At 73.4% G+C, this 23,958-nt stretch carries 13 protein-coding genes; 6 read left to right on the forward strand and 7 right to left on the reverse strand.

The genetic code is table 11. The annotated features are described in order from the left end of the window. The first annotated feature begins 137 nt into the window (after positions 1-137). Complete coding sequence (locus AB0L21_RS28835; protein WP_365700436.1) at positions 138-989, forward strand: lysozyme; 852 nt, start codon at positions 138-140, stop codon at positions 987-989. A gap of 150 nt (positions 990-1,139) precedes the next feature. After that, a complete protein-coding gene (locus AB0L21_RS28840) occupies positions 1,140-3,554 on the forward strand; it encodes a SpoIIE family protein phosphatase (protein WP_365787355.1) in 2,415 nt (804 codons plus the stop codon). Positions 3,555-4,045: 491 nt separating this feature from the next. Here AB0L21_RS28840 and lon read toward each other — a convergent pair whose 3' ends face one another. Together lon and AB0L21_RS28850 are read right to left on the reverse strand one after the other, a co-directional pair. Beyond that, on the reverse strand, positions 4,046-6,466 hold the full coding sequence (gene lon, locus AB0L21_RS28845) for an endopeptidase La (RefSeq protein ID WP_365787357.1): 2,421 nt from the start codon (positions 6,464-6,466) through the stop codon (positions 4,046-4,048). A 125-nt stretch (positions 6,467-6,591) separates the two neighbouring features. Next, positions 6,592-7,398, reverse strand: a complete 807-nt coding sequence (locus AB0L21_RS28850; protein WP_365787359.1) for a rhomboid-like protein — start codon at positions 7,396-7,398, stop codon at positions 6,592-6,594. Positions 7,399-7,593: 195 nt separating this feature from the next. Between AB0L21_RS28850 and AB0L21_RS28855 the strand changes: the two genes are divergently transcribed. From AB0L21_RS28855 to AB0L21_RS28870, 4 genes are all read left to right on the forward strand, one after another. Next, positions 7,594-8,271 (forward strand): spermidine synthase, encoded by a 678-nt coding sequence (locus AB0L21_RS28855; protein ID WP_365700428.1) that lies wholly within the window; start codon positions 7,594-7,596, stop codon positions 8,269-8,271. A gap of 112 nt (positions 8,272-8,383) precedes the next feature. After that, positions 8,384-9,124 (forward strand): response regulator transcription factor, encoded by a 741-nt coding sequence (locus AB0L21_RS28860; protein WP_014674952.1) that lies wholly within the window; start codon positions 8,384-8,386, stop codon positions 9,122-9,124. Next, on the forward strand, positions 9,121-10,245 hold the full coding sequence (locus AB0L21_RS28865; RefSeq protein WP_365700426.1) for an ATP-binding protein: 1,125 nt from the start codon (positions 9,121-9,123) through the stop codon (positions 10,243-10,245). Before AB0L21_RS28860 ends, AB0L21_RS28865 begins: the two co-directional genes overlap by 4 nt. Before the next feature lie 300 nt (positions 10,246-10,545). Then, a complete protein-coding gene (locus tag AB0L21_RS28870; RefSeq protein WP_365787361.1) occupies positions 10,546-14,352 on the forward strand; it encodes a multifunctional oxoglutarate decarboxylase/oxoglutarate dehydrogenase thiamine pyrophosphate-binding subunit/dihydrolipoyllysine-residue succinyltransferase subunit in 3,807 nt (1,268 codons plus the stop codon). 152 nt (positions 14,353-14,504) lie between these two features. On the opposite strand, the gene fxsT is transcribed toward AB0L21_RS28870, so the two are convergent. The 5 genes from fxsT to AB0L21_RS28895 form a co-directional block, all read right to left on the reverse strand. Next, positions 14,505-17,507: an FxSxx-COOH system tetratricopeptide repeat protein gene (fxsT, locus tag AB0L21_RS28875; protein ID WP_365700422.1), complete on the reverse strand. Its 3,003-nt coding sequence runs from the start codon at positions 17,505-17,507 to the stop codon at positions 14,505-14,507. Between the two features lie 83 nt (positions 17,508-17,590). Beyond that, positions 17,591-18,922 carry an HEXXH motif-containing putative peptide modification protein gene (locus AB0L21_RS28880; protein WP_365787363.1) on the reverse strand — a complete coding sequence of 444 codons (1,332 nt, stop codon included), beginning with the start codon at positions 18,920-18,922 and terminating at the stop codon, positions 17,591-17,593. Then, entirely contained in the window at positions 18,919-19,197 is a 279-nt protein-coding gene (locus AB0L21_RS28885) for a hypothetical protein (RefSeq protein WP_365700418.1), read from the reverse strand. Before AB0L21_RS28885 ends, AB0L21_RS28880 begins: the two co-directional genes overlap by 4 nt. A gap of 92 nt (positions 19,198-19,289) precedes the next feature. After that, positions 19,290-22,928 carry an SAV_2336 N-terminal domain-related protein gene (locus tag AB0L21_RS28890; RefSeq protein ID WP_365787365.1) on the reverse strand — a complete coding sequence of 1,213 codons (3,639 nt, stop codon included), beginning with the start codon at positions 22,926-22,928 and terminating at the stop codon, positions 19,290-19,292. A gap of 7 nt (positions 22,929-22,935) precedes the next feature. After that, positions 22,936-23,949, reverse strand: a complete 1,014-nt coding sequence (locus AB0L21_RS28895) for a MoxR family ATPase (RefSeq protein ID WP_365700414.1) — start codon at positions 23,947-23,949, stop codon at positions 22,936-22,938. Positions 23,950-23,958: the final 9 nt, after the last annotated feature.

The raw sequence follows: 23,958 nt of genomic DNA on the forward strand, positions 1-23,958 counted from the left end.
GGACCCTCTTCCCACCCCGTCATCTACGTGCGTAGCTTCTTTACCACGTCATTAATGGCATGCCCACGCCAGTGGGCCGACGGTCGGTGTCGCAGTCCCCCACGTCACTGCCCCCACTTCACTCCCGGAGGCACGTCATGCCCGTGCTCAGACCCGGCTCCACCCGCTCCCCCCGTTCCCCCCGCGCCTTCCGCCCGCGCCCCCTCGCCGTCCTCCTCACGGCCCTTCTCGCGGCGCTCTCCCTCACGCTTCCGCTCACCTCCGCCCAGGCCGCGAGCACGCCCAGCCGCGGCTCCGCCTACATGGGCATGGGCGTCCTCGCCCACGACGGCCAGGACGGCACGCCCAGCACCGGTGACGTCACCCAGACCGAGGGCGTCGACGTCTCCGGGTACCAGGGCAACGTCGCCTGGTCGACCCTGTGGAACAGCGGGGTCCGCTGGGCGTACACCAAGGCCACGGAAGGCACGTACTACACGAACCCGTACTTCGCCCAGCAGTACAACGGCTCCTACAACGTGGGCATGATCCGCGGCTCGTACCACTTCGCCACCCCGGACACCACGAGCGGCGCCACCCAGGCCAACTACTTCGTGGACCACGGCGGCGGCTGGTCCCGGGACGGCAAGACGCTGCCCGGCGCCCTCGACATCGAGTGGAACCCGTACGGCGCCGCCTGCTACGGCAAGACCGCGAGCCAGATGGTCAGCTGGATCGCCGACTTCATCAACACCTACAAGGCGCGCACCAGCCGCTACCCGGTGATCTACACCGCCACCAGCTGGTGGACCCAGTGCACCGGCAACTACGGCGGCTTCGCCGTGAACAACCCGCTGTGGATCGCCCGCTACGCCTCCGACCCGGGGACGCTGCCGGCCGGGTGGTCGTACTACACGATGTGGCAGTACACCTCCTCCGGCCCGACGGTCGGCGACCACGACAAGTTCAACGGCGCCCTCGACCGGGTGCAAGCCCTGGCCCTCGGCTGACGGCCGGCGGAGCCGGCAGCTGACGGCGCACACGGTGGCTCCTGTCCGACGGCAGGGGCCACCGTGTGCGCCGCGTTGCGTTGGTGCTCCGCGCCGCCCGGGATCATGCTGGTCAGGAGAGCCTGCCGAGCAAGGGCGAGATGAGCGGCGATGGAGCGACAGTCGACGTACACGGCCACGGCCACCATCGATGAGCACGGCATCCTCACCGGCTGGAGCGAGGGCGCGCGGCGGCTGCTCGGCTACGACTCCCCGGCGGTGCTCGGCCGGCCCGCCACCGCGCTGCTCGCCGCCGACGGCGCGGCGGTCCGGCGGGCGCTGGCCGGCCGGACCCGCTGGAACGGCACCGTCCCGCTGCGCCACCAGGACGGCCGGCTCCTGGAACTGGGCGTGCTCGCCCACCGCCGGACCTCGCACACCGGCGCCAACGACTGGCTGGTGGTGAGCGCGGTGACGGCCCGGACGCAGCCGCCGCGCGGCGAACCGCTGGAGGAGTGGACGTTCCTCCAGTCCCCCTTTCCGCTGGCCATCTTCGACGCGGACCTGCGCCTGGTGCGCGCCAACCGCCGGATGGAACACGCCCTCGCCCTGCCCGAGGCGGCGATGCGCGGGCTGTACCTCACCCACATCGCGCCGGGGGCCGCGAGCGAGGAGGCCGACCGGTCGATGCGGCGGGCGCTGGAGTGCGGCCGGCCGCAGGAGGCGCGCGGCCGGCTCGGCCCGGACCTCGGCCGGGCCATCGTCGTCACCCCGCTGAAGGACGCCGACGGCCGGGTACGGGCCGTCTGCCTGTCCGTGCCGCAGCCGGCCCGGGAAAGCGCCGGTGGGCAGCGCCCCTCGGGCGAGGCCGGCGCACCGGTCGGCACGGCGGCTGAGCAGGCCCGCGCCGCCCAGGAACTCGGCGAGGTCACCGTCCCCCGGCTGGCCGACCTCATGGCGGCCGACCTGCTGGACTCGCCGTGGACCAGCGCCGAGGCCGCCGGCCGGTTGCCGGAGCAGGTGGTCCTGCGCCGCGCCGCCCTGCGCCCGGTCCCGGAGGGCGGCGGGCCCGGCCACGGCAGTGGCGTCGGGACCGGTGCCGGTGTCGGTGTCGGTGTCGGTGTCGGTGTCGGCGTCGGTGTCGGTGAGGCGATCGTCTGCCCGGCGGACTCGCCGCCCGCCCGGTGTCTGACGGCGGCCCGCCCCCTGCTGTACGACATGGCGGACCCGGCCGTGGCCGAGTGGGCGGCGCTGGACCCTGGCGCCTCCTGGCTGCGCACGTCCGGGACGCGCTTCCTGCTGGCGGTGCCGCTGCTCGCCCAGGGCAACACGCTCGGCGTGGCCCTGTTCGGCCGGCACGGCGAGCGGGGGCCCTTCGGACCGGAGGACCTGCGGCTCGCCGAGGAGTTCACCGCCAAGGCGGCCGCCGGCATGGAGCAGGCCCGCGGGTACTCCCGGCCCCGCACCACCACCGTGGCGCTGCAGCGCAGCCTGCTCCCGCACACGGTGCCCGACCAGGCGGCCCTGGAGATCGCCACCCGCTATCTGCCGGCCGCGACCCGGGCCGGCGTGGGCGGCGACTGGTTCGACGTGATCCCGCTGTCCGGGGCACGGGTGGCGCTCGTCGTGGGTGACGTGGTGGGCCACGGCATCCGGGCCTCCGCCACCATGGGCCGGCTGCGCACGGCGGTGCGCACCCTGGCCGACGTCGATCTGCCCGCCGACGAGCTGCTCACCCACCTGGACGACCTGGTGCTGCGGCTGGCCGCGGACGAGGGCAGCGCGGACCCGGGCGCCGACACCGCCGGCGGCATCGGCACCACCTGTCTGTACGCCGTCTACGACCCGGTCTCGCGCCGCTGCTCCGTGGCCCGGGCCGGGCATCCGCCGCCCGCCGTGGTGACGCCGGACGGCACCGTCCGCTTCCTCGACGTGCCCGCCGGGCCGCCGCTCGGGCTCGGCGGGCTGCCCTTCGAGGCGATCGAGACGGAACTGCCCGAGGGCAGTCTGCTCGCGCTCTACACCGACGGGCTGCTGGAGGCCCGCGACCACGACATCGACGAGGCGCTGGACAAGATGTTCATCGCGCTCGGCCGTCCCGCGAAATCGCTGGAGTCGGTGTGCGACCGGATCCTCACCGACCTGCTCAGCCACCGCCCCGACGACGACATCGCCCTGCTGCTGGCCCGCACCCGGGCCCTGCACGAGGACCTGGTCGCCTCCTGGGAGCTTTCCGACGAGCCCGCCGTCGTCTCCCTGGCCCGCCGGTACGCCACCGACCAGCTGTCCGCGTGGGGCCTGGACGAGGCCGCGTTCACCACCGAGCTGATGGTCAGCGAGCTGGTCACCAACGCCATCCGATACGGCCGCCCGCCCATCCGGCTCCGGCTGATCCAGCAGGGCAAGACTCTGATCAGCGAGGTCTACGACTCCAGCGGCACCACCCCGCACATGCGCCGGGCCCGGATCTTCGACGAGGGCGGCCGGGGCCTGCTGCTGGTCGCCCAGCTCGCCGAGCGCTGGGGCACCCGGCACGACCGGATCGGCAAGACGGTGTGGGCGGAGCAGTCGCTGACCGCGCTCTGACACCGGACGCGCACATGCCCCCGCCCCGGCGCGGGTGCGGCGGGGCGGGGTTCGGCAGCGGTCGCGAGTCACTTGACGATCGGTCCGGAGTCCGGGTCGGGACCGGGATCGGGGTGGGTGGGCGGTTCGGAGCCGGCGGGGGACTCCGGGTGGGACGGGGTGCCGGGGTCGGTCGGAGGCTCGGGGTCGGTCGGAGGGTCCGGGCTGGGTGAGGCCGTGGTGCCGGTGCCAGTACCCGTGGTGTTTCTTCCGGTGGTCGTCGTGCCGGTGCCGATGGCCCTTCCTGTCGCGCCTGTCCTCGGCTGCCTTGTCCTTGTGGTGTCTGTCCCCGTGCCCCTTGTCGTCATGGCTCGCCGAGGCCGTCGCGCTGTGCGGGACGGTGGCCGCGACCGCGGAGCCCGCGGGGAGCAGGACGGCGCCGATACGGGCGCAGGGCGAAGGCCCGGGCCTCCCTCACGGAACCCGGGCCTCGCCTCATCCGGCAGCGTCCGTCACGCCGCTACCGGAACCTCCGGCGCCGCGTCGCTCGTGGCGGGCGCGAGCGCCAGTTCCAGGACCTGCCGGACGTCGGTCACGGTGTGGACGTCGAGCTTGTCCAGCACCTCGGCCGGGACGTCGTCCAGGTCGGGCTCGTTGCGCTTGGGGATGATGACGGTGGTCACCCCCGCGCGCTGGGCGGCGAGCAGCTTCTGCTTCACACCGCCGATGGGCAGCACCCGGCCGGTCAGCGAGACCTCGCCGGTCATGGCGACGTCCGTGCGGATCAGGCGGCCGGAGAGCAGCGAGGCGAGGGCCGTGGTCATCGTGATGCCCGCGCTCGGGCCGTCCTTCGGCACCGCGCCCGCCGGGAAGTGGATGTGCACGCCCCGGTCCTTCAGGTCGGCCACCGGCAGCTCCAGCTCGGCGCCGTGGCTGCGCAGGAAGCTCAGCGCGATCTGCGCCGACTCCTTCATCACGTCGCCCAGCTGGCCGGTCAGGGTGAGCCCCGCCCCACCCGTCTCCGGGTCGGCCAGGGACGCCTCCACGAAGAGCACGTCGCCGCCGGCGCCGGTGACCGCGAGGCCGGTCGCCACACCGGGAACGGCCGTCCGGCGCTCGGCCGGGTCCTGGGCGGACTCGGGCACGTGGTGCGGCCGGCCGATCAGGGCGCGCAGATCGCCGTCGGTGACGGTGAACGGCAGTTCCCGCCGGCCCAGTTCGTGCTGGGCCGCGATCTTCCGCAGCAGCCGTGCGATGGACCGCTCCAGGGTCCGCACGCCCGCCTCGCGCGTGTACTCGCCGGCGAGCTTGCGCAGCGCGCTCTCGTCCAGCGTGACCTCGTCCTTGTCCAGGCCGGCCCGCTCCAGCTGGCGCGGGAGCAGGTGGTCCCGGGCGATGACGACCTTCTCGTCCTCGGTGTAACCGTCCAGGCGGACGATCTCCATACGGTCGGCGAGCGCCTCCGGGATGGCCTCCAGGACGTTGGCGGTGGCGAGGAAGACCACGTCGGACAGGTCCAGCTCCACCTCCAGGTAGTGGTCCCGGAAGGTGTGGTTCTGCGCCGGGTCGAGCACTTCGAGGAGGGCGGCGGCCGGGTCGCCCCGGAAGTCGGAGCCCACCTTGTCGATCTCGTCCAGCAGGACCACCGGGTTCATCGACCCGGCCTCCTTGATGGCGCGCACGATCCGGCCGGGCAGCGCGCCGACGTACGTACGGCGGTGACCGCGGATCTCGGCCTCGTCCCGGACGCCGCCGAGGGCGACGCGGACGAACGTGCGGCCCATGGCGTGCGCCACGGACTCGCCGAGCGAGGTCTTGCCGACACCGGGCGGGCCGACGAGCGCGAGCACGGCACCGCCGCGCCGCCCGCCGATGACGCCCAGGCCCCGGTCGCTGCGCCGCTTGCGCACGGCCAGGTACTCGGTGATGCGTTCCTTCACGTCGTCCAGGCCCGCGTGCTCGGCGTCCAGCACGGCCTTCGCGCCCTGGATGTCGTACGCGTCCTCGGTCCGCTCGTTCCACGGCATCTCCAGGACGGTGTCCAGCCAGGTGCGGATCCAGGAGCCCTCGGGCGACTGGTCGGAGGCGCGCTCCAGCTTGTCGACCTCCTTGAGGGCGGCCTCGCGGACCTTCTCCGGCAGGTCGGCGGCCTCGACGCGGGCGCGGTAGTCGTCGGACTCCTCGCCCTCCTTCTCGCCGTTGAGCTCGCGCAACTCCTTGCGGACGGCCTCCAGCTGACGGCGCAGCAGGAACTCGCGCTGCTGCTTGTCGACGCCCTCCTGGACGTCCTTGGCGATGGTCTCGGCCACGTCCTGCTCCGCGAGGTGGTCGCGCAGCTGCTGCGTGGCGAGCTTGAGCCGGGCCACCGGGTCGGCGGTCTCCAGCAGTTCGACCTTCTGCTCGGTCGTCAGGAACGGCGAGTAGCCGGAGTTGTCGGCCAGCGCCGACACGTCGTCGATGGCCTGGACGCGGTCCACGACCTGCCAGGCACCGCGCTTCTTCAGCCAGGTGGTGGCGAGCGCCTTGTACTCCTTGACCAGTTCCGCGACCTGGCCCGGCAGCGGCTCGGGAACGGTCTCCTCGACGCGGGCGCCCTCGACCCAGAGCGCGGCGCCCGGGCCGGTGGTGCCGGCGCCGATGCGGACGCGGCTGCGGCCGCGGATCAGGGCTCCCGGGTCACCGTCGGCGAGCCGGCCCACCTGTTCCACCGTGCCGAGGACGCCGGTCTTGGCGTACGTGCCGTCGATGCGCGGCACCAGCAGCACCTTGGGCTTTCCGGGTTCGGAGCGGGCGGCGGCCTGAGCGGCCTCCACCGCGGCCCGCACCTCGGCGTCGCTCAGGTCCAGCGGGACCACCATGCCGGGCAGCACGACCTCGTCGTCGAGCGGCAGCACGGGCAGGGTCAGCGTGAACGCCGGTGACTCAGCAGCCATGATCTCCCCTTCGGCAGTCAACTTGAGCTATGCCGACTCAATGTTCTGACGGGGTCCATTGTTCCCGGGCTTCCGTTCGCTCTGAGCGATCACGCGCGCCTACGGGGGATGAGCTGCGGGAACGCTCAGACCGGCAGGTGCCGGCGCCGGACCAGGGGCCAGGCGGCCACACCGATCGTCAGGGCGATGACGTGTCCCCAGTTCGTCAGCGGGTCCGCGTACGTCAGCAGGTCGCTCAGCAGCCCGCCGGCCGCCAGGGTCAGCAACGGCCAGCGCAGCCAGGGGCGGAGGAGGCCCGTCAGGGCACCGGTACTCGTGGCCACGCCGAAGCTGATGCCGTAGTCGAGGCGGTGCAGTGAGGTGTCGGGCAGGTGGCCGAGCAGGACGGCGAGGCCCACCGGTACCTCGGTCGCGAGGGTGGCCAGGACATGCCCGGCCAGGAAGACACAGGCGGCCCGCGCCCCGCCTATCCGCCGCTCCAGTGCCGTGAGCACCAGCAGGAACGCGACCGTGTACGGCGAGAGGATGCCGCCCGCGACCCACAGCGCGCTCGCCAGCAGCACGAGCACGGGCGTGCGCACCAGGTGGGCCACGTCGGTGCTGGAGTCCTGGTGGAGCGTGTGCACCAGGCCGGGGTCGGCGTGGGCCGCGAACAGGGAGGTGACGGCCAGGACGGCCACGTAGGCGAAGGTGAACGGGGTGCCGACGGGGGTCGGCAGCAGGCGCCACGGGAGGAGCGGGGACCGGCGCGGGGGTGCGGTGGGGTGCGCGGCGGCGGGGGCCGCCTCGGGGGTGGCGGCGCGCTGGCGGGGCATGCCGTCCAGCAGGCCCGCGAGGACCGGCGCCGGGACGGCGGCCGTGCCGTCCGGAAGGGGCGTGCCCGGCGCGGGCGGGCAGGCGTCCGGCGCGGGACCCGTCGTGCTCCGTTCCACGGTGAGGCGCTCCTTCCGTCGCGCCCCACCCTTCGTGCTCGGCGTGCCGCTGTCTATGACCGACGCCACCCGGGAGCGGATTCACAGCAACCTCTCACCCGCCGGCCGCGTCCGGCCCCGGTGCGGACCACCCCGTCCGTGGGCGTCATGCGCAATTCCCGTGAACGCCAGGCTCCGTTCAAGCAGGATGGGGTCATGACTGCCGTGTACGACACTCCCGTGGTCCTGGACCGACGCGACGGCCCGTACGGCGAGGTGGTGCTGCGCAGACACGGAGCGCTGCTGCAGATCATCGCCAACGGCTGCTTCCTGATGGACACCTCGGACGGGCGCTCGGAGCGGCTGCTGGTCGACGCGGCCCGCGCCGCGCTGGACGGGCGGCCCGCGCCCGAGGTGCTGATCGGCGGGCTGGGCGTGGGGTTCTCGCTCGCGCATGCCGCCGCCGACCCGCGGTGGGGGCGGATCACCGTGGTGGAGCGGGAACCCGCCGTCATCGACTGGCACCGGGGCGGTCCGCTGGCACAGCTGTCCGCCGACGCGCTCGCCGATCCGCGCACCGCGATCGTGGAAGCGGATCTCGTGCGGTACGTCAATGAGACATCGGACACGTTCGACGCGCTGTGTCTCGACATCGACAACGGGCCCGGATGGACCGTCACCGAGGACAACGACAGCCTGTACTCACCGGCCGGACTCGCCGCCTGCGTACGGGTGTTGAGGCCTGGCGGGGTGCTCGCGGTGTGGTCGGCCGAGCCCTCTCCGGAATTTGAAGGAAGCTTGCGGAATGCCGGGTTCCAGCAGGTGCGTACCGAAGAGGTGCCGGTTGCCCGGGGCGTTCCGGACGCCGTCCACCTCGCCGTCCGACCTGGATAGCGACAGCGCGGTCGGTCACCGTAATGTGCTGCCCTGACGCGGATCATTCAAGCGTCAAACGCAGACATGGGATCACCCCACTGATTCCGGAAAGCAACAACAGGGGCGGGCGATGGAGCAGACACACACCTCCCAGAGCGGCGCGGCGACGACCACCCCGGGCGCACAGCGCCGGGTGCTGGTCGTCGAGGACGACCCCACGATCGTCGACGCCATCGCGGCCCGGCTCCGCGCCGAGGGATTTCTCGTGCAAACGGCGGCCGACGGTCCGGCCGCGGTCGACACGGCCGAGGCCTGGCAGCCCGATCTGCTGATCCTCGACATCATGCTGCCGGGCTTCGACGGGCTCGAAGTGTGCCGGCGGGTGCAGGCGCAGCGACCGGTGCCGGTCCTGATGCTCACCGCGCGGGACGACGAGACGGACATGCTGGTCGGGCTCGGCGTGGGCGCCGACGACTACATGACCAAGCCGTTCTCGATGCGGGAGCTGGCCGCACGCGTGCACGTGCTGCTGCGCCGGGTGGAGCGGGCCGCGCTGGCCGCCACCACCCCGCGCTCCGGCATCCTGCGGCTCGGCGAGCTGGAGATCGACCACGCGCAGCGCCGGGTGCGGGTGAAGTCCGAGGACGTCCACCTGACGCCCACCGAGTTCGACCTGCTGGTGTGCCTGGCGAACACCCCGCGCGCGGTCCTCTCCCGGGAGCAGCTGCTGGCCGAGGTGTGGGACTGGGCGGACGCCTCCGGCACCCGCACGGTCGACAGCCACATCAAGGCGCTGCGGCGGAAGATCGGCGCCGAGCGGATCCGTACGGTGCACGGCGTGGGCTACGCGCTGGAGACACCGACCCCATGAGCGACGGCGGGCGCCAGGCCGCACGGAGGAGCCCCGGGACCCTCGGCGAGGACCCCTGGGGCGGTGTGCGCCCGTTCTCGATCAAGACCAAGCTGGGTGCGCTGGTCGTCATCTCGGTGCTGATCACCACGGGTCTGTCGATCGTGGCGGTGCACACCAAGACGGAGCTGCGCTTCATCACGGTCTTCTCGATGATCGCCACCCTGCTGATCACGCAGTTCGTGGCGCACTCGCTCACCATGCCGCTGGACGAGATGAACGCGGTGGCCCGCTCCATCTCCGAGGGCGACTACACCCGCCGGGTGCGCGAGAACCGCCGGGACGAGCTGGGCGACCTGGCCCAGACGATCAACGTCATGGCCGACGAGCTGGAGGCCCAGGACAACCAGCGCAAGGAGCTGGTCGCGAACGTCTCGCACGAGCTGCGCACCCCGATCGCCGGGCTGCGCGCCGTGCTGGAGAACATCGTCGACGGGGTCACCGAGGCCGACCCGGAGACCATGCGGACGGCCCTGAAGCAGACCGAGCGGCTCGGCCGCCTGGTGGAGACGCTGCTGGACCTGTCCCGGCTCGACAACGGCGTCGTACCGCTGAAACTGCGGCGGTTCGAGGTATGGCCGTACCTGTCCGGCGTGCTGAAGGAGGCCAACATGGTCGCCTCCGCGCGCGCGGGCATCGCCTCCGGCTCCGGCAGCCACACGCGCACGGACGTCCATCTGCACCTCGACGTCTCGCCGCCGGAGCTGACCGCGCACGCGGACCCCGAGCGCATCCACCAGGTCGTCGCGAACCTGATCGACAACGCGGTCAAGCACAGCCCGCCGCACGGCCGGGTGACCGTGCGGGCGCGGCGCGGGCCGCAGCCGGAGTCGCTGGAGCTGGAGGTCCTGGACGAGGGCCCCGGCATCCCCCGGTCGGAGTGGCACCGGGTGTTCGAGCGGTTCAACCGCGGTGCGGTGACCCGGCCGCACGGTCCGGGCAGCGACGGCGGTACGGGGCTGGGCCTGGCGATCGCCCGGTGGGCGGTGGATCTGCACGGCGGCCGGATCGGTGTGGCCGAATCCGAGCGGGGCTGCCGGATCATCGTCACTCTTCCGGGACTGACTTCCGCACCAAGTTGACGTAAAGTCCGAGCGGAACCACAAGATCCACGTCGGTCGCCGCCGGTCCGCGCAGCTGGACACGTGTGATCAGGGCAGGCCCGCGCCACCCGTCGAACGAAGACGCGCAGGGCCCGGGCCCGCACACCCTCCGACATGCGGAACCACGCTTGTTTCCCGCCATTTCAAGCCCTGAAACAAGATTCTTGATGTGACTTACGCGACGATGACCTTGCCCGACCTGACCTTCCCGGCCAGGGAGGCGTAGCCTTTATTCCCGCTGTCCATCACCTTGTGAAGCGGAAGAGGGCGGTTGCCGCCGTGTCGCCACAGTCCCCCAGTAACTCGAGCATCTCCACCGACGACCAAGCCGGGAAGAACCCCGCTGCAGCGTTCGGTCCGAACGAGTGGCTCGTCGACGAGATCTATCAGCAGTACCTCCAGGACCCGAATTCGGTAGACCGTGCCTGGTGGGACTTCTTCGCCGATTACAAGCCGGGTGCTCCTGCCACCCCGGCTCCGGCGGGTACTGCGGCCACGGGGGCCGCAGAGACCCCCACCACGGCCCCGCAGGCCCGGCCCGCGGCCCCGGCCCCCCAGGCCGCCGCCCCGGCCGCCCCCGCGGCTCCGAAGCCCGCCCCGGCCCCCGCTCAGGCCCCGGCCCCCGCGGCGAAGGCCGCCCCGGCCAAGCCGGCGCAACCCGCACAGGCGCCCGCTCAGCCGAAGGCCAAGGCCGAACCGGCGAAGGAGGCCCCCGAGGGCCCCGAGCTGATCACGCTGCGCGGCCCGTCCGCCGCCGTGGCGAAGAACATGGACGCCTCGCTGGAGATGCCGACCGCCACCTCGGTCCGCGCCGTCCCGGTGAAGCTTCTGTTCGACAACCGGATCGTCATCAACAACCACCTCAAGCGCGCCCGCGGCGGGAAGATCTCCTTCACGCACATCATCGGGTACGCGATGGTGCAGGCCATCAAGGCCATGCCGTCGATGAACTGGTCGTACGGCGTCAAGGACGGCAAGCCGACCCTGATCAAGCCGCCGCACGTCAACCTCGGCCTGGCCATCGACCTGGTCAAGCCGAACGGCGACCGCCAGCTCGTCGTGGCCGCCATCAAGAAGGCCGAGACGCTGAACTTCTTCGAGTTCTGGCAGGCCTACGAGGACATCGTCCGCCGCGCCCGCGACGGCAAGCTGACGATGGACGACTTCACCGGCGTCACGGTCTCCCTGACCAACCCCGGCGGCCTCGGCACCGTCCACTCCGTGCCGCGCCTCATGCCCGGCCAGTCCGTGATCATGGGCGTCGGCGCCATGGACTACCCGGCGGAGTTCCAGGGCACCAGCCAGGACACCCTGAACAAGCTCGGCGTCTCCAAGGTCATGACGCTCACGTCGACCTACGACCACCGGGTCATCCAGGGCGCCGCCTCCGGCGAGTTCCTCCGCCAGGTCGCCAACCTGCTGCTCGGCGAGAACGGCTTCTACGACGACATCTTCCAGGCGCTGCGCATCCCCTACGAGCCGGTCCGCTGGCTCAAGGACATCGACGCCTCGCACGACGACGACGTCACGAAGGCCGCCCGCGTCTTCGAGCTGATCCACTCCTACCGGGTCCGCGGCCACGTCATGGCCGACACCGACCCGCTGGAGTACAAGCAGCGCAAGCACCCCGACCTGGACATCACCGAGCACGGCCTCACCCTGTGGGACCTGGAGCGCGACTTCGCGGTCGGCGGCTTCGCCGGCAAGTCGATGATGAAGCTGCGCGACATCCTCGGCGTGCTCCGCGACTCGTACTGCCGCACCACCGGCATCGAGTTCATGCACATCCAGGACCCCAAGCAGCGCAAGTGGATCCAGGACCGCGTCGAGCGCCCGCACTCCAAGATGGAGCGCGAGGAGCAGCTGCGCATCCTGCGCCGGCTGAACGCCGCGGAGGCGTTCGAGACCTTCCTGCAGACGAAGTACGTCGGCCAGAAGCGCTTCTCGCTGGAGGGCGGCGAGTCCGTCATCCCGCTGCTCGACGCGGTGATCGACTCCGCCGCCGAGTCCCGCCTGGACGAGGTCGTCATCGGCATGGCCCACCGCGGCCGCCTCAACGTCCTCGCCAACATCGTCGGCAAGTCCTACGCGCAGATCTTCCGTGAGTTCGAGGGCAACCTCGACCCGAAGTCGATGCACGGCTCCGGCGACGTCAAGTACCACCTGGGCGCCGAGGGCACCTTCACCGGCCTGGACGGCGAGCAGATCAAGGTCTCGCTGGCCGCCAACCCGTCCCACCTGGAGACGGTCGACCCGGTCATCGAGGGCATCGCCCGCGCCAAGCAGGACATCATCAACAAGGGCGGAACGGACTTCACCGTGCTGCCCGTCGCACTGCACGGCGACGCGGCCTTCGCGGGCCAGGGCGTGGTGGCCGAGACCCTCAACATGTCGCAGCTGCGCGGTTACCGCACCGGCGGCACGGTCCACATCGTCATCAACAACCAGGTCGGCTTCACCGCGGCCCCCGAGTCCTCGCGTTCCTCCATGTACGCGACGGACGTGGCCCGCATGATCGAGGCCCCGATCTTCCACGTGAACGGCGACGACCCGGAGGCCGTGGTCCGCGTGGCGCGGCTCGCCTTCGAGTTCCGCCAGGCGTTCAACAAGGACGTGGTGATCGACCTCATCTGCTACCGCCGCCGCGGTCACAACGAGTCGGACAACCCGGCCTTCACCCAGCCGCTGATGTACGACCTGATCGACAAGAAGCGCTCGGTGCGCAAGCTCTACACCGAGTCCCTGATCGGTCGCGGCGACATCACCCTGGAAGAGGCCGAGCAGGCCCTGCAGGACTACCAGGGTCAGCTGGAGAAGGTCTTCACGGAGGTCCGCGAGGCCGTCACGACCCAGCAGGCCACCGGCCCCGTGCCGGACCCGCAGGCGGACTTCCCGGTTGCCGTGAACACCGCGATCTCCTCGGAGGTCGTCAAGCGCATCGCCGAGTCCCAGGTCAACATCCCCGACTCCTTCCACGTCCACCCGCGTCTGCTGCCCCAGCTGCAGCGCCGGGCGGCGATGGTCGAGGACGGCACGATCGACTGGGGCATGGGCGAAACCCTCGCCGTCGGCTCCCTGCTGCTGGAGGGCACCCCGGTCCGGCTGTCCGGCCAGGACTCCCAGCGCGGCACCTTCGGCCAGCGCCACGCGGTCCTCATCGACCGCGAGACGGGCGAGGAGTACACCCCGCTCCAGTACCTCGCCGAGGACCAGGCGCGCTACAACGTCTACAACTCCCTGCTGTCCGAGTACGCGGTCATGGGCTTCGAGTACGGCTACTCGCTGGCCCGCCCCGACGCGCTCGTGATGTGGGAGGCGCAGTTCGGCGACTTCGTCAACGGCGCCCAGACGGTGGTCGACGAGTACATCTCGGCAGCGGAGCAGAAGTGGGGGCAGACGTCCGGCGTCACCCTGCTCCTGCCGCACGGCTACGAGGGCCAGGGCCCGGACCACTCCTCGGCCCGGGTCGAGCGCTTCCTCCAGCTCTGCGCGCAGAACAACATGACGGTCGCCATGCCGACCCTGCCGTCGAACTACTTCCACCTCCTGCGGTGGCAGGTGCACAACCCGCACCACAAGCCGCTGGTGGTCTTCACCCCGAAGTCGATGCTTCGCCTGAAGGCCGCCGCGTCGAAGACGGAGGAGTTCACGTCGGGTCAGTTCCGTCCCGTCATCGGGGACACGGCGGCGGACCCGGCCGCGGTCCGCAAGGTCGTGTTCGTGGCCGGCAAGCTGTACTACGACCTCGAGGCCGAGCGGCAGAAGCGGGGCGTGACGGACACCGCGATCATCCGCATCGAGCGGCTGTACCCGCTGCCGGGTGCCGAGATCCAGGCGGAGGTCAACAAGTACCCGAACGCCGAGAAGTACCTGTGGGCGCAGGAGGAGCCGGCGAACCAGGGTGCGTGGCCGTTCATCGCGCTCAACCTGATCGACCACCTGGACCTGGCGGTCGGCGCGGACGTCCCGCACGGCGAGCGCCTGCGGCGCATCTCGCGTCCGCACTCCTCGTCCCCGGCGGTCGGCTCCGCGAAGCGGCACCAGGCGGAGCAGGAGCAGCTGGTGCGTGAGGTCTTCGACGCGTAAGCCTCCGGCGGTTCGCCAGGTATGAGGGCCCGGTGCCGAGTTCTAGCTCGGCACCGGGCCCTTCGCCTGTGCCGGGGGGTTGCGCAAGACCGTGCGCGGCTGCGGGCCGGCTGTGGTCACTCGCGCGGTTCCCCGCGCCCCTTTGGGGCGCTTCAGCCCAGGTATGCCTCGAAGTCCCAGTACGGGCGGACCCGTTGGCGGGCCGAGAGGGTGTGGGGGTGCTGGGCGCCCAGCGTGCGGGTCAGGGACAGCAGGGCGTCCTCCTCCAGCTTGCCCGCCTCCTCCTGCTCGTGCGCCGCCCTCAGATCCGCGGCGAGAGCGACCTGACACGACAGCGTGAGCGGGTGCTCGTGGCCCAGTGTGTGCCGGGACCGGCGCAGGGTGTCGCGGCTCAGCTCCACCGCTTCCTCGATGCGCCCGTTGAAGTTGCGCGCGCCGGCCGCGTTGAGGGCGCAGCCCAGGACCCAGGGATGGTCCGGGCCGAGCGTGGCGCCGAGGCCGGCGAGGGCGGACTCGAACATCGACAGGGCCTCGCCTCGCTCGCCGGCCGCCTGCATCACCAGCCCGGTGCTGGACAGCATGCCGGTGGCCACGGGATGCGCGGGGCCGAGCAGCGACCGGTAGCCGGCCTCCGCCTCGTCGATGAGGTCGCGGGCCTGGCTGAGATCGCCGTGTTCCCGCAGGTAGTTGCCGTAGTTGGTGAGGAACGCCAGCGTGCGGTAGTGCTCGCGGCCGTGCAGCTGGATCAGCTGGTCCAGCAGGCTGGCCATCTGGGGGCCGACGTCCGGTGCGTGCCCGCCCTCCCGGCGCCGGCACATGGCCAGCTGGGAGCGGGCTTCGAGGGTCTGGGGGTGCTGCGGGCCGAGCACCTGCACATGGAGCCGTACGACGGGTTCCTGGCGGGCCAGCGCCTCGCGGTAGCGGCCGAGCAGGCGGAGGCTGTGGGTGACCGCGTTGCCGGAGTGGAGGGTGTTGATGTGCCGGGCGCGCAGCACGCTCTCGCGCCGGGCCAGGGTCTCCAGGTCGAGGTCCAGCGCCTCGGCGTACCGGCCCAGCATGCGCAGGGTGACGCCGAGGTTGTGCCGGGCGACCAGGGTGGGCGGCTCGTCCGGGCCGAGGAGCCGTTCGTTGCCGTCGAGGACCTCACGCTGGAGGTCGTACGCCTCCTGGTAGCGGCCCAGGGAGCGCAGGCCGGAGGCGATGGCGCTCTTGCTGACGAGTTCGCCGATCTCGTTGCGCCGGGGCGCCGCCTGGAGCTGTTTCAGCACGCCCCGGTGCAGCTCGTACAGCTCGCGGAACCGGCCGCTGTTGCGGAGCATGTTGCCCTCCTGGGTGGCCAGGTCGAGCATCGGCTGGTCGATCGGGTCCATGAACCGCGACCAGTGCTCGCGCACCTGCTGCGCCAGTTCCAGGCCGCCGCTGTACTCGCCGCTGCGGGTGCAGTACCGCAGACAGTTCAGGACCAGCTCCTGCACGCGCGGCTGCCGGCTCTCCAGGGCGCCGGACGGTTCGAGGTGGGGCAGCAGCTCGGCGTAGCGCGGCCAGTTGCGGCTGTCGGCGGGGTTGCCCGGATCGGCCTCGGCGAGCAGGGTGCGCACCGCCCGCCGGTGCAGTTCGTGGCTGCCGTCGCCGGTCAGCTTGGAGACGATGTCGTGGACGAGCCGGTGCATGTGCACCGACTCCTGGTGCGGGCCCATCTCGGCGGCCAGCGGGCCACGGGTCTCGCGGGTGAGCACCGAGTAGTTGACGAGGGTGTCCAGGGCCCGCGTCCAGGCGGGCAGGTCGGTGGACATCCAGCGCAGTTCCTCGGGCAGCTCGGCGCGCGGGTAGGCGCGGATGAGGCCGAGCGGGATGCGTCCGGGGGCGAAGGAGGTGCACAGGCCGAGCACCTCGATGGCCTGCGGCTGGGAGCGGCGCAGCCGGTTGAGCAGTATGGCCCAGGAGGTGAGGGAGGACTGCGGGAAGCCCTCGCCGGTGACGGGTTCGTCGACGGTGGACAGCCGCCGTTCGCGCACCATCCGCAGGTACTCGGCGGCCTCCATGCCGGACTCGCCGAGCCAGGACGCGGCCTGCACCAGCGGCAGCGGCACGTCCCCGAACTCGGCCGCCACCTCGTCGGCCTCGCGGGCGGTGATGTGCGGGGCGCGGCGCATCAGGTAGGCGGTGGACTCGGGGCGCAGGAACGCGGGGATCTCCAGTACGTCGGTGTGCTCGCTCCAGCCCCGGTTGCGGGAGGTGATCAGCACGTGCCCGGTGCCCTGCGGGAGCAGCGAGGTCACGCCCTCGATGTCGTCCCAGCCGTCGAAGACCAGCAGCCAGTTGCCGTACGGCTCGCCACGCCTGAGCGCGTTGCGGACCGCGCGGATGCGTTCGCCGGGCTCGCTGCCGATGCGCAGGCCGAGTTCGACGGCGAGTTCGCCGAGGCGGTCGCGCTGGATGGTGCGGTCGTCGCTGTTGACCCACCACACCAGGTCGTAGTCGGTGCTGAAGCGGTGCGCGTACTCGGCGGCCAGCTGGGTCTTGCCGATGCCGGACATGCCGACGAGCGTGCAGGCGGCGGCGCCGCGCTCGGCGTCGGCGAGCCGCTGGTGGAGTTCGCCCAGCAGGTCGTCGCGGCCGGTGAAGCGCGGGTTGCGGCGCGGCACCTCGCCCCAGATCTCGCAGCGCTCGTCCGGGTAGCGGATCCGCCCGGCGAGCGTGCGGGGGCGGGCGAGCGGTTCCAGGCCGAGGCGGCGCAGCAGGCGGTCCTCGGCGGCCTGTTCGCTGAGGGCCCACAGGCTGGCCGGTTCCAGGACGGCGGTGGCGGGCAGCAGCGGCCGGTTGGTGAGGTTGACGGCCGCGAACCGGTCGGCGTGGGCGGCGACGAAGCCGCGCAGCGCGTCGTTCCACTCGCCCGGCGGGCGGGGGCCCAGTTCGAAGAACCAGTCGTTGAGGACCAGCAGCACCTTTCCGCTGGCCAGCAACAGGTCGCCGAGCGAGTCCTCCAGCGCGACCTCGCGCGGCGGGTCCCAGCGCTGCAGGGTGGCCCGGTGTCCGTGCCGCTCCAGGCACTGCGCGATCCACGCCGCCCACGAGCGGTAGTACCCCGGGAAGACCACGAGCACATGTTCGGGTGCCGCCGCACCGTTCGCGCCCGGCCGCCGCTGTTCCGCCATCGCCGCTCCCTGCTTCCACCGCGGCCACCGGTCTCCTGGGCAGCCGCACGCATAACGTAACGCAATAGACCGTCGACGGAGCGTCAGCCCGGCGCGCGGGCGCTCCCCGCGAGGCGCGCGTGGTGGCTGCCCATGTGCCGGACGAACTCCCTTCCACAAGGGGTCAGTTCATCGGACTCGGCCAGCACGGACAAGGCCTCGGCGACCTGCTCCCGGCACGCCTCGAACCGCTCGGCGGCGCGCCGCCGCCACACCCAGGCGGGTCCGCTGCGGGCCCGCCACCACAGGTCCAGCAGCGCCAGGTGCGCGTACGCGCCCTGGAGCACGCCCGGCACCGGGCGCGGGTCCCGCCGCCAGCCCACCCGGTGCAGGCTGCCGCCGGGCCGCCACAGCGGGACCAGCTCGTCCAGCACGGCCAGCTTGGTGTGGTGCGTCTCGTGCACCAGCAGCTCGACCAGCTCCCGCCGGTCGGCCGGGAGCTGTGCCAGGACGGCGCCGGGCGCGGTCCGCACGGTGGCGCTCAGCGGCGGTCCGCCGCCCGCCGACGGCACCAGCGGGACGACGGCACGCACCAGCGCCAGGGTCTCCGCGGCCCGGGCGGGGTGTGTCGCGGCCAGCAGGGCGTGCGCGTCACGCCAGCGGGCGGCCCACCCGGCCGGGTCGGAGTACGGCCGCTCGGCCGCGGGCAGTGCCGCCGGCCCTATGCCGCCCGGGGGCACCCGGTGGGGGTCCACGTCGTCGAGTACGGCGGTGCCGCCGGGCAGGGTGTGCAGCGCCGACCAGGCCAGGCTGCCGTCGGCGGTCCACCGGGTGCCGGGTCCGGCCGGGGCGGCCCCGGACAGCAGCAGCGTCCGGCCCGCGCCGTCGGTGATGCGGAGGGCCCCGGACCGGCCGCTGAGCCGGGCCCGGCCCCGGGCGCAGCGCAGCAGCCCGATACCGGGCAGCGGCAGCAGGCCGGCGGGCAGCGCGCGGGTGGTGGTGAAACGGCAACCGGCGCGCAGGGCGGCGGCGACGGCCACCGCGCCCAGCCCGGCGAGACCCTCGGCGAACTCCGGGCCGTCGGGCGCGGTGAGCACCGTGGCCAGCCAGGCACCGGTCGTCGGATAGTCGAGGACGGCGCGGACGGCCGCGGCGTCGGACCGCTCGGCCCGTTCCAGCAGCGCCCAGTCGTCCTCGAAGCGCCGCCGTACCGCCGCGGGCAGGGTGCCGCGCACGCGGTCGAAGCGGACCAGGACGGACTTCAGCAGCAGCATCCGCCGGGCGTGCAGGGCGGCGCGCAGGGCCGCGGTGGTGGCGGGCAGCGGCCGGGTGCGGGCCAGCGCGCCGAGGATCTCGGGCGGCACCGGTCCGGGAGCGGGGGCGGCCGGGGCGGCCGGCCGTATGTCCCCCAGGGGTCCCACGGCTCCCGGGGTCATGCCACGGTGTCCTCGCCGCGTAAGGGCTGTCGCGCGGGACCGGCCGAAAACGCATGCCCGGGCCGGCCCGGCATGATCTCGTCGTCCCCGCCGGTGGTGTACCAGACCCGGCGCAGCCCGTCCGGGTCGGCGAGCACCCCGGCGACCGCCGCGAGCACCGCCGGATCGTCCATGGCACGCAGTGTCCGCAGGTCGACGTCGGTGAGGTCGGGCGGGAACACGACCTCTTCGGCGTCCTCGCCGAGGCCGGCCCCCCGTGTCCTAAGCTCCCCCACCCTCGGCTCCTCCCTGCCCTACGCCCGCCCCGCACAGCCGCAGTGGCTGCCCACTTCTTCCCGACAGGCCGGAACCAGAAACCCTGGACGGCTCAACTCCGGTCAAGTTCGCGCGCGTCGGCCCACTCCTGGGACCACGGCCACCACGGCGGGGCCGTTTCCCGCCAGTCCGGCTGGGGCAGCGACCGCGCGTCCGCGGGCGGCGGTCGCCGCTCCGCCCGCCGGGTCAGCTCGACATCGGCCCAGTCGACCTCGCGCAGCGCCCCGACGAGCCCCTGCCACTGCTGCAAGGCCGCCCGGAACGCGCCACGGGCCGCGCCCGGCCGCCCCATCAGCGCCAGCACCGCCCCGCAGCCGTGCCGGGCGCGGGCGGCCGTCACCGAGCCGGGGTCACCGCCGTGGGCCGCCTCCGCCTCCCGCTCGGCGTTCTCGTACGCCTGCAGCGCCTCCATCAGCACCGGCGCGCCCGCGTGGTACCAGCCCTCCAGCCGCACCCGGCCCAACTGGAGCCAGACCTCAGCCCGTACCGCCGCGTCGGTCGCCGCGCGCACCGCCTGGCCGAGCAGATGCCGGCTCTCGAACAGGTCGGGCAGGAAGCCGACATGACGGAAGCGCTGGGCCAGCGCGCTGCCGACCAGGCCCTGGAGCCGGCCGCGGTGCGCGGACCGGGCGGGCAGCGACTTCAGCGCCTCGCGCAGCACGTACTCGGCCCGGTCCACCACACCGGCCCCGTCGCCGGCGGAGGCCCGCCGGAGCAGCGACTCGCCCCAGGCGGTGAGGAGCCGGACGCGCAGCGGGCCGTCGGCGGGGGCGAGCAGCGCGGCCCTCTCGTACGCCGCGTCGGCCTCCGCGCTCTCCCCGGCCGCGTCGTGGAACGCGGCCAGCGCGGCCAGGCACGGCAGCAGCAGGTCCGGATCGTCCCCGGCGGCGGCCAGCGCCTCGCCGAGCGCCCGCCGGGTCTCGGTGTCCTCGGCGCCGGCCCCGCGCAGCGCCCGCGCGAGATCGAGCAACGCGGGCCCTCGTACGGCGTCGGGTACCCGCTCCCGTGCCAACACCGCGCAGGCCTCCCGCAGTTCGGGCACGGCGGCACCGGGATGCCGCAGATCGAGCAGAACCCGCCCGCGCAGCAACAGCCGGGCGCGGTGGGCGGTCACCTCCCAGGGCACGCCGTCCCGGCTCACGGCGGACGCGGGCACGCCTTCCGGCTGCGGCCCGCCGACGGCGGCTACGACGGCGTCCGCGCCGTGGAGACCGCGCCCGGAACGGCCGTCACCGGTACGGCCGTGGGCGACCCCGGTGTCACCGGAACCGCCGTCGCCGGCCCCGCCGTCACCGGAACCGCCGTCACCGGAACCGTCGGCGCCGGTCTCGCTGTCACCGACCCGCACGTCACCGGAGCCGGCATCGGGGGCCCGGTCCACGCCGAGCACCCCGTCACCGGGCCCGCCGTGACCGGACCCACCCCCGGACCCGCCGTCACCGGACCCCCCGTCACCGGACCCGCTGTCCCCCGATCGGCCGTCACCGGGGCGGCCGTCGAAGGCGTCCTCGCCGGTGGTGCCCTCGCCCGGCCCGCCAGAGATGCCGTCACCCGGAACCGCGCCCCCCAGTTCCCCGGGGTCGGGCTGCCGGCCGCGGGCGACCGCGGTGATGCGGGGCCAGGGCGGGACCTCGCCGTCCAGGGTGCCGAGCGCTTCCGTCAGGTGGTCCCGTTCCGCCGTCAGCTGCCACAGCTCCCGTCGGCAGGCGGCCAGTTCCAGGGCCGCTTCCGCCCGTTCCCGGCTGTCGGCGGGAGCCGTCCCGTACGCGGTGGCGAGTTCGGCCGCCGCCTCCCGCAGCAGCCCGGCACGCCGCCCCTCCGCCCGCGCACCCGCCGTACCGGCCTCCGCGCGCAGCACGCGGCCGAGGACCAGGCGCGCGCGGGCCACGGGACCCGCACCGTCGGCCCCCGTGCCCGCCGTGGCGACGAGGGCCTGGTCCCGGGCCCGGCGCAGCATCTCCGGGTCGGCCAGCTGCCGCCACCGGTCGAGCAGCCGCTCGGCCTCGGTCAGCGGGTCGGGGGTGACCAGGTCCGGCAGGTAGAACCGCAGTACGCGCGCGGGGATGCGGGCGAACAGCTCGGCCTCCACGCTGCCGCCGCCGTCCCGCGCACCGCCGCCCTCGGCGGAGCGCCCGGCGCCGGCGTCCGGATCGTGGTCGGCGAGCCGGGCCGCGGCCAGGGCGGCGAAGTTGCGGGTGCCCTTGCCGAAGTGCCGTTCCACATAGGCCGAGCAGTGCTTGAGGACGAGCCCGGCGGTGTCCTGGTCGAGGGAGGACAGCAGCAGGTCCTGCATGCGTGGCGAGTATGCGAAGCACGGCTGTTCCTCGGTGCCGGGCAGCTGCCGCAGCAGTCCGCCGAGCAGCACCTCGGCCAGTTCCATGGGGCCGGTGTCGGGCAGCATGGCCCGCTGGACCAGCCGCATCACGGGCAGGGTGAGGGGCGCGGCGGCGAGGTAGACGGCGAGCCGCAGGGCGCCGGGTGAGGCGCCGGCGCGGAAGGCGCGCAGCAGCTCCTCGTCGCTGCGCGCCGGCGGTGCGGCGGAGACGGCCCCCGGTGCGGTGGCGGGGTGGGCGAAGCCGGCCCAGGCGTGCTCGCGGGTCGGCCCGGTGCCGGCGAGCAGCCGGGCGAAGGCCGCGAACGCCTCCGGGGTGGGCTGGAGCACGGGCACCGGCCGGGCAGTCGGCGGTGGTTCCTCCGCTTCGTCCCACGGCTCGTCCTCGGGCAGGAAGTCGAGGCGCCCGCCGGACTCGCCGGTGCGGACCAGCAGCCCTGGCTCGGCGGGCAGCGCGGTACGCCCCCACAGCCGGGGCGGCAGCGGCTGGACCACGGCCAGCGGGGCGGTGCGCGGCCAGCCGTGCAGGAGGCGCTGCGCGGTGCCGTTCTGCCACAGGGGGCCGACGCAGTCGCTGATGACGAAGGTGAGCCGGCGTCCGCTGGGGTCGTGCAGCTCGTCGGCGGGCCGCAGCCGGGTGCGCCGGCCGGGACCGACGGTCGTACCGACGAGGGGGGTGCCGGAGTCGTCGGCGTACAGGTGGTGGACGCGGACGGAGGCGAACGCGCCGGACTGCTGGCAGGCCTGGCGCAGTTCCTCGACCATCTCGCCCCAGACGGCCATGGCGGGCCCGGTGTCCATGAGCAGCTGGACGTCGCAGCGCCGGTGGCGGCCGGGCCGGGTGACGGGGAGCAGGATGCCGCTGGCGGCGGCCCGGTCGGCGGTGGCCGCCTCGTCGATCCGTTCGTCCCGGCCGCGTGCGGAGGCGGTGCGGTAGCGGCCGAGGGCACGCAGTGCCTTCTGCAGGCCGAGCAGTCCGGGCAGGGCGCCGGCGGCGGGGGCGCGGACCGGGAAGGCCGCGGGGTCGCCGTCGGTCCGGGCGTAGGGGGCGGGGCTCGGGGTGTGCAACGGGACGGCGGGGGCGGGTGCGTCCGCGCGGAGCGCCTGCGGGCTGCCGGGGCCGTCCGGACCGGTGCCGTCCGGCGGTACGTCCTTCGCCCCCGGACCGGACGCGCCGCCCGTGCCGGAGGAACCGGAAGAGCCGGGCGGGCCGTCGGGGCCGGTGCCGGTGGGGTCGCCGGGCGCGGCCGTGCCCAGCCGCCGGGCCAGCCAGAGCGCGTCGGCCATGTCCTCGGCGGTCGGCTGGAGCCCGCCCTGGCGCAGCTTGCCGATCAGCTCGTCCAGGCGCATCTCCGGCATCCGCCTCTCACCTCGTACGGTCGAGCGGTTGCATCAGCATCTCGGCGATCCGCTCCCGGGTGAGGCCCTGCGCGTGCGGATCGTGCTGGGTGAGGAACAGGGCGTTGAGGAGCTGGTCGGCGGCGAGCACCTCGCCGGGTTCCCGCTCCAGGAACCGGCGGATGAGTTCGCTGCCGGCGGCGACGCCGTCCGTGCCGAGGTGCGCCTCGACCATGGCGGTGAGCTGCTCCTCGCCGGGCGGGTCCAGTTCCAGCTGGACGCAGCGGCGCAGCAGCGGGGCGGGGAAGTCGCGTTCGCCGTTGGAGGTCATCACGATCACCGGGAACGCGGTGCACGCGACGCGCCCGCCGCGCACGGCCACCCGGTCGCCGTCGTGCGTGAGCACGTCGACGACGGGTTCCCGGTCGGCCAGCCGTTCCAGCTCGGGGACGGAGAACTCGCCCTCCTCCAGGGTGTTCAGCAGGTCGTTGGGCAGATCGAGGTCGCTCTTGTCCAGCTCGTCGATGAGCAGGACGCGGGGCTGCTCGGCGGGCAGGAGCGCGGTGCCGAGCGGGCCGAGGCGGATGTAGGAGCCGATCCCGGAGGCCGCGGCACCGCGGTCGTCCCCGCGGGCGCGCTCCAGCTGGACGTCCTGGAGCCGGGCGATGGCGTCGTACCGGTACAGGCCGTCCTGGAGGGTGGTACGGCTGACGATGGGCCAGCGCAGCACCGTACCCAGGCCGAGTTCATGGGCGATCGCGTACGCCAGGGTCGACTTGCCGGTCCCCGGGTTGCCGGTCACCAGCAGGGGCCGGCGCAGGTAGAGGGCCGCGTTGACCGCGTCGACCTCGGCCGGCCGGGGCGCGTAGTTCTCGACCAGACGGCGGCGCACGCCGAGCCGGCGGGCGCTGCTGGGATCTTCCGGGCCGCTGTCCGCGCCGTCCCGGGAGGCGGCGAAGTCACGCCAGGGCGGCGGCGCCGGCAACCGTCGCATGCCGTCGTGCGGCTGACCCACTCCGCGGTAGATCCGCCAGTCGTTCACCTTGGGCTC

This window comes from Streptomyces sp. NPDC052721, assembly GCF_040678315.1.
In the GTDB taxonomy this organism is placed as follows: domain Bacteria; phylum Actinomycetota; class Actinomycetes; order Streptomycetales; family Streptomycetaceae; genus Streptomyces.

What these genes read in the sequence shown, in the direction of transcription:
- fxsT (WP_365700422.1), bottom strand. Translation starts at nt 17,507, where the DNA reads ATGGCGGAACAGCGGCGGCCGGGCGCGAACGGTGCGGCGGCACCCGAA.
- AB0L21_RS28865 (WP_365700426.1), top strand. Translation starts at nt 9,121, where the DNA reads ATGAGCGACGGCGGGCGCCAGGCCGCACGGAGGAGCCCCGGGACCCTC.
- AB0L21_RS28840 (WP_365787355.1), top strand. Translation starts at nt 1,140, where the DNA reads ATGGAGCGACAGTCGACGTACACGGCCACGGCCACCATCGATGAGCAC.
- AB0L21_RS28880 (WP_365787363.1), bottom strand. Translation starts at nt 18,922, where the DNA reads ATGACCCCGGGAGCCGTGGGACCCCTGGGGGACATACGGCCGGCCGCC.
- AB0L21_RS28890 (WP_365787365.1), bottom strand. Translation starts at nt 22,928, where the DNA reads ATGCCGGAGATGCGCCTGGACGAGCTGATCGGCAAGCTGCGCCAGGGC.
- AB0L21_RS28860 (WP_014674952.1), top strand. Translation starts at nt 8,384, where the DNA reads ATGGAGCAGACACACACCTCCCAGAGCGGCGCGGCGACGACCACCCCG.
- AB0L21_RS28855 (WP_365700428.1), top strand. Translation starts at nt 7,594, where the DNA reads ATGACTGCCGTGTACGACACTCCCGTGGTCCTGGACCGACGCGACGGC.
- AB0L21_RS28835 (WP_365700436.1), top strand. Translation starts at nt 138, where the DNA reads ATGCCCGTGCTCAGACCCGGCTCCACCCGCTCCCCCCGTTCCCCCCGC.
- lon (WP_365787357.1), bottom strand. Translation starts at nt 6,466, where the DNA reads ATGGCTGCTGAGTCACCGGCGTTCACGCTGACCCTGCCCGTGCTGCCG.